The sequence below is a fragment of the uncultured Microscilla sp. genome, assembly GCF_947493425.1.
In the GTDB taxonomy this organism is placed as follows: Bacteria; Bacteroidota; Bacteroidia; order Cytophagales; family Microscillaceae; genus Microscilla.
Genome location: NZ_CANLRP010000429.1, coordinates 1 through 755 on the forward strand (window position 1 = coordinate 1; position 755 = coordinate 755).

At 46.1% G+C, this 755-nt stretch carries 1 pseudogene; it reads left to right on the top strand.

Going from position 1 to position 755, the window contains the following annotated elements:
* Positions 1-755, top strand: a pseudogene (locus tag Q0954_RS34185) (hypothetical protein); the annotation flags it as partial.

The following is a 755-nucleotide window of genomic DNA, read 5'->3' on the forward strand; positions in this document are numbered from 1 at the left end:
AAACTAGGCAAAAAACAAGCGACCACCGAGGCCTTGCAAACCCTCAACTTTCGCTACAACATCAGGGGTTGGATGACTCACCTCAACGATGCTACCTTGAGCACCCATAGCGTAGACGGCGATATTTTTGGGTTTGAACTGAAATACGACCAGGGCGCCACCCACAACTACCTCAATGGCAACATTGGGCGCATGGTGTGGCAAAGCAGCATAGACCAGGTACAACGCCAGTATGACTATACCTACGATGGGCTCAATCGTTTGAAAACGGCCAGTTATACTTCGTCGAACACTGCAGAAAACGGGCGCTATGATGTAAACAACCTGACCTACGATTTGAATGGCAATATCTTGACCCTCAAGCGTCAAGGCTTGCTGGAGCGTAAACTCAACCTGGCAATGGTGTTTGGTACTATTGACGACCTAAGCTATACTTATGCGGGCAATCAGTTGTTGGGGGTAGCCGATGCCGAAGACAGCCAAAACACTGGAGTAGCCGGAGACTTTAGAGATGGGCACACCGCTACGGTGCAAGACCCTGACTATATTTATGACGACAATGGGAACCTGATTGAAGATAAAAACAAAAAAATAGCAAGTATTGTCTATAATTATTTAAATTTGCCTACGATTATCAATTTTGAGAAAAACCAGCAAATCATCTATACTTATGATGCTGCCGGAATCAAGCTCAATAAGGTAGTCATAGACAGCACGGGCGCGCAAACGAGCCGCACCGATTATATAGGGAGTTT